The following is an 8,073-nucleotide window of genomic DNA, read 5'->3' as shown; positions in this document are numbered from 1 at the left end:
ACCATGATATTCGTTTAATTGATTTTGTTTTAACTGTTTGTTCTGACTAAAGGTGATGAGGAAATCTTTATTTTCTTCTTTTTCTTTCTCAGTTAATTCCTTGGCACGTAAACGAGCCCACTCAAGAGGTTCCATATTAGGATGTTCTTCTAAGAGAGTGTTATGATTGCCTAGGTTTTCTACGATAGTGGAAGTCCGTTTATTTCCAACCTTGATATCTTTAATAATAGCGTAGTTGATAGTGTTTTTTGACTTTGATTGTTTAACTCTCATCTTTTCATACCTCACTCTATTATAACAAAGTACGGAAAAGTACGCAAATAAAAAGCGATGAAATTTGACAAGAAAATGCCCTTATATCAACCTTTATGACGATTTTTTAACTTCACAACTGTCAAAGTCCCGGGCATCCTAATATGTTTTCCAAAACAGAAGGAGGGATTTTCTTGCTTTTTTTTGAATAATTTAGTATATTTGTTATATTAAGATTTTCAGATCATTTTAAAGATTAAGATGGCAATTTAAATTTTTTATCTTAAAATGAAAGCGCTTAAACAGAAGGGATGTTAGACTCAAACTATTGCACAAATTAACTATCACTAAAGAAAATCGTTTCCAAGTCATACTTGGGCTCAGACAGTAGCTGACTGTCTTTATTCAAACTAGGAGTACATTATGAATCGATACCTTTTTGAAAAAGGGCAAACTTTTAGTATCAGAAAATTAACCGTTGGAGTTGCTTCAGTTATGGTTGGGCTCGCTTTTTTTGCATCTGGTACAGCACTAGCTGACGAAGCAAAAATTGAAACTACAAGATCTCAATCAAATGTAGAAAAATTGGCCGAGGCTGAAAAAAACAAACCAGAAGTCAAAAATGAAAGTCCTGTAATTTCTACACCTCAAGAGTCAGAGAAAGCAGAAAAAACTGTTAAACCAGTAGACGAAAAAACTGTAGCAGATACTAAAACTACTGACTTGCTTCCTGAAGAAATCCACGATCAAGCTTATCCTGATACGCCCGTGAAAAACATAGATACTTCAGCAATCGTAGACAAGAAGGATAGCCCAAATGTTGAGACAGAAAGTATTCTAAAAAACAAGGAAGATCTTCCAAAAGAAGCTGAAAATGATAATCGTGCGATCATCAACGGTGGTCTAGATTTGAAACACGTTCCTTATGAAGGGCAACCTGCTACTGCTGCTAGTATGATTTACACTATTTACAACGGTGATTCCCAACGCTATATCGTGCCTGGTTCTGGTATTTTTGTAGCACCAAATGTCATCTTGACTGTTGCCCACAACTTTTTAGAATCAAACCGTGATACAAAAGAAGGACATATTCGAGGTGGAGATTCTGCTAAGTTTTACTATAACCTCGGTTCTAATTCTGCTGTTCGCAATTCTCAACCTGTAACAGGTAATACTACTCTTTTCAAAGAAGAAGATATTCATTTTTGGAACAAGAAAGAATTTGGAAAAGGATATCAAAATGACTTGGCTGCTGTTGTAGCACCTGTTCCTCTTCAAATCGCTAGTCCAAATAAAGCTGCCACCTTTGTTCCTTTGGCAGAAAACAAAACCTATCAATCAGGGGACCCTATTAGCACGATTGGATATCCAACTGATTCAAGCTCGCCTGAGCTCAAAAAACCAATTGTAGCTGGTCAACTTTACAAGGCTGATGGTGTCGTGAAATCTGTTGATAAGTACGATGATAAAGGTTCAAAAGGCATCACCTATCATATGACTTCAGTTTCTGGCCTTTCAGGTGGTGGTATTATCAACGGCGATGGTAAAGTAGTCGGTGTTCACCAACACGGCACAATCGAGAACGGCATCCCTGACAAAGACCGTTTCGGCGGAGGAATCGTTCTCTCACCCGAGCAAGTCAAATGGGTAAAAGATATTATCGCAAAATATGGTGTCAAAGGTTGGTACCAAGGTGATAACGGAAAACGATATTACTTTACTCCTGAAGGAGAAATGTTCAGAAATAAAACGGCTGTTATTGGCGAGAATCAATATTCTTTCGATGAAAACGGTGTTGCAACACTCATTAAAGGAATCAATTACGGACGTGTAGTGATACAACACGTAGACGAAACTGGTAATCCAATCAAAACTGATGATACTTTCGTTGAAAATACTGAAGTCGGAACAGCTTTTGACTATGACTTCAAAAAAGAAATCTCTAAGACCGACTTCTATACAAAAAATCAAGAGAAATACCAGATCGTCTCTATTGATGGCGTTGAAATCAACAAACAACTCAAAGATGAGTGGACTTACAAGGTCGTCAGCAAAACATCTCCAGGAACACGGGTCATCAAGGTGATTTATAAAGTGAATAAAGGTTCATTTGCCATTCATTATCGTTTGAAAGGATCAGAGCAAGAATTAGCAGATGTATCTACTGATAATAACGACGGAAAAGAATACGATGTTTCTTTTGTAAACACTTTTGAAGCAAAAAAAATCGCAGGCTATCGCGCGATCACTCCACGATTAGAAGCAAGCATCCAGCACAAGGGTGTGAATGATGTCGTCTTTGAATACGAAAAAATGTCTGATAGCTCTAATCCGAATTCAAATGTTTTACCTGTTACCCATCCAGAAGATAAAGAAACAGAAATTGCTGATTTTGGACCCCTACCAAGTAAAGCACAACTGGATTATCATAAGGAAGAATTAGCAGCATTCATTCATTATGGTATGAATACCTATACTGACTCTGAGTGGGGAAATGGGAAAGAAAGTCCAAGTTATTTTAATCCTAGTAACTTAGATACGGATCAATGGATAAAAACTTTGAAAGAAGCAGGATTTAAACGGACAATTATGGTAGTGAAACACCATGATGGTTTTGTTTTGTATCCATCGAAACACACAGACCATACCGTAGCAGCTAGCCCTTGGAAAGATGGAAAAGGGGATGTCTTAGAGGAACTATCAAAATCAGCTAGTAAGTATGATATGGATATGGGTGTTTATCTCTCTCCTTGGGATGCTCATCACCCTAAATATAGTGTTGCTACTGAAAAAGAATACAATGAGTATTACCTCAACCAGCTGAAGGAAATCCTAGGAAATGATAAATATGGAAACAAAGGAAAGTTTGTAGAGGTCTGGATGGATGGTGCCCGTGGTAGTGGCGCTCAGAAAGTCACCTATGAATTTGATAAATGGTTTGACTACATTAAAAAAGCTGAAGGAGATATCACGATTTTCTCTGCACAACCAACTAGTGTTCACTGGATTGGAAATGAACGTGGTATGGCTGGGGATCCTGTCTGGCACAAGGTAAAACGAGCTAAAATTCTAGAAGGAGAAGATCAAAATTATCTGAATCATGGCGATCCTGATGGAGATATGTATTCTGTAGGTGAGGCAGATGTTTCCATTCGCTCAGGATGGTTCTATCATGACAATCAAACACCGAAATCCCTGCGTGACTTGATGGATATCTATTTCAAATCAGTTGGTCGTGGCACTCCCCTCCTGCTTAATATTCCGCCTACAAAGGAAGGAAAATTTGCCGAAGCAGATGTAGCTCGTCTACAAGAATTTAAAGCAACTTTGGATAAACTTTATGAGACAGACTATGCTCGTGGAGCTACAGTGGTTGCCGATTCCACAAGACAAAATAGTAAATATCAAACGACTCATTTGACAGATGGTAGGGATGATACCAGCTGGGCCTTGGCAAATGATGCTAAGACAGGTAGTTTTACAGTTGATTTGGGAGAAAAACGCACCTTCGATGTGATAGAACTGAAGGAAGATATCGCTAAAGGGCAACGGATTTCAGGATTCACTGTAGAAGTTGAGTTAAATGGTCGTTGGGTTCCATATGGAGAGGGGCATACTGTTGGTTACCGTCGTCTCATCCAGGGTCAACCGATTGAAGCTCAGAAAATTCGTGTAACAATCACAAGTAGTCTTGCAACGCCTATCTTAACTAATTTTTCTGTTTATAAAACACCAGCTAGCATTGAAAAGACAGATGGTTACCCACTTGGATTAGAGTACCATTCTAACACTGGTGCCGATAAGGCGGGTACCACTTGGTTTGATGAGTCAGAAGGAGTTCGTGGAACTTCTATGTGGACGAACCAAAAGGACGCAAGTGTTGAGTATCGTTTCACTGGTAGCAAGGCTTATGTAGTCTCTACGGTGGACCCTAACCATGGTGAGATGAGCATCTATGTGGATGGCCAAAAGGTTGCAGATGTTAATACTCAAAACAGTAAACGTCAACGCAGCCAAATGGTTTATGAAACAGCTGACCTTGCACAAGGAGAACATACGATCAAGCTTGTCAATAAAACAGGTACAGCTATTGCAACAGAAGGAATTTATACTTTAAACAATGATGGAAAAGGTCTTTTTGAATTTGAGCATGCTAGTTATGAAATCCAAAAAGGTAATACGGTAAGTTTAAAGATTAAGCGTGTTGGAGGCCATAAAGGTGAGGTAAGTGTCCATGTTGTAACAGAGCCTGGAACAGGTGTTCATGGGAAAGTATATCACGACACGACCAAAGACATTACCTTTGCAGAAGGAGAAACTGAAAAAATCGTTGAAGTTTCAACGATTGACTTTACAGAACAACCGGATGCTGTCTTTGATTTTAGAGTTCGACTAACGGATGCGACAAATGGAGGTTTATTAGGTTTCAATAAAGGGGCGACTGTCAATGTGATGAAAGCCAGTCTTCTTGAAGGAGAAAATCAAGATTTTGATGATTCATCATCCAAACTGGATTATAGTTCTGGTTGGACACATGAGTCAAATTCAAGTGATAAATATGAAAATACGGAATCATGGACGTCTTATAATCGCTTAGATGAAAAACAACAACAAGAAGCTAAAGTTACAGCTTATTTCTATGGTACAGGCATTTCTTTAAACGGTTTTGTTGATCCAAATCATGGAATTTATAAAGTAACTCTAGACGGGGAAGAAGTGGATTTTAAAGATGGACTTGGAACCTTCTCTACGATCAATGGGAAGAAGCATTTTAGTGGAAAATCAACTGTCCGTAAGGGAAATCAAACGCTGGTAAAATTGACCAACTTAGAAGAAGGCTATCACGCCCTCACTTTGCAATTGGATCCTAATGAAAATGATCATAGTAAGAATATAGGCATTCAATTGGACAAGGTAACGCTCTATGGAGAAGGGGAACTGTTTTCAAAAGCTGAACTAATCGCAGCTTTGCAATCTTGGAAAGAAAAGTTAGATAGTTTTAATCCTGGTTATCTGAAGGAAACAGATGGTATACGATCAAGTTATCAGGCAGATTTACTACAGTTGACAGGTCTTTTGGCGGCTGAACATGTTGACTCTCATCTGTTAATGAGGACAGTTCTAAAATTGCAACGCTTGCTCGATCGAGAAGACATCTATAATGATGTGCCAGATTCTATCAATCAGGGTGAAGGTGTACCACTTTTACAAGATTACTATGTTCGAAATCGTGTAAAAGATCATGAAGTTATCGTTAAGACAGCTATCAAAACGGATGCTTCAAATGGTCAACGAATAGATTTGTCTGAGGATTTGGACAAACTAAGAGCGCTGAAAAACGGTAGTATCCATATTGAATTTAAAGCTCCAGAAACTTTGCCAGCCTTCTTTAACTTACTTTCAGCATCAAGTAAAACTCATGAGAATGAGTACTTTACTTTAGCTGTCAACAATGGGGTTGTTATAGCAGAAGGTCGTGATGTAAAAGGAAATCAGTACTATGAAAGCTTTAATCAAGCGCCGTTAAAAATCAAGGCAGATCAGTGGAATGCAGTTGATTTTACTTTCGAAGAAGATGAAAATGGTAAAGGGCAAGTACGTGTCTACGTCAATGGTGTTCTTTCGAAAACGAGCAGAAAATCAGGTAAATTTGTAAAGGACATGCCAGATGTAACCTATCTGCAGTTAGGAACGACCAAGCGGGCCAACCGAAATGTTTGGGGAGCGGATGTAGATTATCGTAATGTAACAGTCTATGATAAGGCTTTGACAGCTGATGAAGTCGCTGAGCGTAGCCAGTTCTTCCTAAATAGAAGTGATATTAATGAAAAATTACCAGATGGAGCTGTATTATCTGACAAAAAAGATGTCTTTGAAAGTGGAGTTAATAATCAGGCGAATAAAGATGGTATTAAATCGTACCGCATCCCAGCACTTCTCAAAACAGACAAGGGAACCTTAATTGCAGCGGCAGATGAGCGGCGTCTGCATTCCTCTGACTGGGGTGATATCGGTATGGTGGTACGTCGTAGCGAAGACAATGGCCAAACCTGGAGTGAGCGTATTGATATCGTCAATCTAAGAGACAATCCAAACGGTGCAAAGGCTGATGAAATTTCACCTGTTACCATCGATACGGTTCTTCTCCAAGATCCAGAAACCAAACGTATCTTTGCGATTTATGATATGTTCCCAGAAGGTAGAGCTATCTTTGGTATGACACCTCAAAAGGAAAAAGCCTATGTTCAAGTAGGGGATAAGACCTATCTCGCTTTATATAAAACAGGTGAAGAGGGACTATACACTGTTCGTGAAAATGGAGTGGTTTATACACCAGATGGGCAAGCAACGGATTATCGTGTAGTAGTTCAACCGGTAAAACCTAAGTATAGTGATATGGGCGATCTTTATAAAGGATCTGATTTGCTTGGAAACATCTACTTCACTACGAATAAGACTTCTCCATTTAGAATTGCGAAGGATAATTATCTCTGGCTATCTCATAGTGATGATGACGGAAAAACTTGGTCTGTACCACGTGACATTACGAATATGGTGAAGCAAGATTGGATGAAATTCTTAGGAGTTGGTCCTGGCACAGCTATTACTCTTCATACAGGCGAACATAAGGGACGTTTGGTTGTTCCAGTTTATTCTACAAACTATGTTTCTCACTTAGAAGGTTCTCAATCTTCTCGTTTAATCTATTCTGATGACCATGGATTAACTTGGCATGCGGGAGCAGCTGTTAATGATGGTCGTGTAGTGAATGGTCAGGAAATTCATTCTGAAACAATGGATAAGGGAAAGGCTGGTGCTCAAAATACAGAAGCCTCTGTTGTTCAATTAGATAATGGGCAAATAAAACTCTTTATGAGAGGTTTAACAGGTGATCTGCAAGTGGCAACAAGTCATGATGGTGGCCTAACTTGGGATAAGGATATCAAGCGCTATGCAGATGTAGCCGATGTTTATGTTCAGCTTGCAGCAATTCGCACCGTTCATGAAGGTCAAGAATATATCATTTTGACAAATGCTAATGGGCCAAAGAGAAGCAATGGTTACGTACGTGTGGCGCGTGTCGAAGAAAATGGTGAACTAACTTGGCTTAAGAAACGGTTGATACAGGATGGAGATTATGCTTATAATTCTGTACAAGAGCTAGGAAATGATGAATTTGGTGTTTTATACGAGCACAATGAAAATGGTCAGAATAGCTATACTCTTTCCTTTAAGAAATTTAATTGGGACTTTATCTTAAAAGATCGTGTAACACTTGATACGATAAAAGTAGTGGATAGCTACCATGTAGGGGATAATCTGATTGCAGTTACGTTTGACCATGAAGTTTTGGTATCCAATGAAGGTGCAACGTTAACATTATCAAATGGTAAGACTGCAAAATTCTATGCGCAGTATGATAGTCATGCGCTGATTTTTAGTGTTGATAGAGATAATAGCAGTAAGGGTGCACAAGTAACGGGCATTGCTAAGGGCAAAATTGATAGTTTACATGGGAAACAAGTTGAACTGGTCGGTACCGTTATTCCAAGTCTTGTTTCAGATGAGGAAGTACAACCTCCAACAGATCCAGTTGTTCCAGACAAACCAGCTGACACTCCAACCGATCCAGTTGTCCCGGATAAACCAGTTGACACCCCAACAGATCCGGTTGTTCCAGATAAACCGGTCGACACTCCAAGCGATCCAGTTGTTCCAGACAAACCAGTTGACACTCCAAGCGATCCAGTTGTTCCAGACAAACCAGTAGACACTCCAAGCGATCCAGTTGTCCCAGATAAACCAGTTGACACCCCAACA

The 8,073-nt window shown here is 39.2% G+C and carries 1 protein-coding gene and 1 pseudogene; one reads left to right on the top strand and one right to left on the bottom strand.

Translation table 11 applies throughout. The features are described from left to right. Window positions 1-273: pseudogene (locus STRDD10_RS11160) on the bottom strand (IS1634 family transposase); the annotation flags it as partial. A 402-nt stretch (window positions 274-675) separates the two neighbouring features. Between STRDD10_RS11160 and STRDD10_RS11585 the strand changes: the two are divergent. Continuing rightward, window positions 676-8,073, top strand: a 7,398-nt coding sequence (locus STRDD10_RS11585) for a sialidase domain-containing protein (RefSeq protein ID WP_231853388.1), incomplete at its 3' end; no start/stop codon positions are given.

The sequence above is a fragment of the Streptococcus sp. DD10 genome (assembly GCF_001578805.1).
Classification (GTDB): domain Bacteria; phylum Bacillota; class Bacilli; order Lactobacillales; family Streptococcaceae; genus Streptococcus.
The sequence above is the reverse complement of the archived record's forward strand: the minus strand, read 5'-3'. Positions and strand labels throughout refer to the sequence as shown.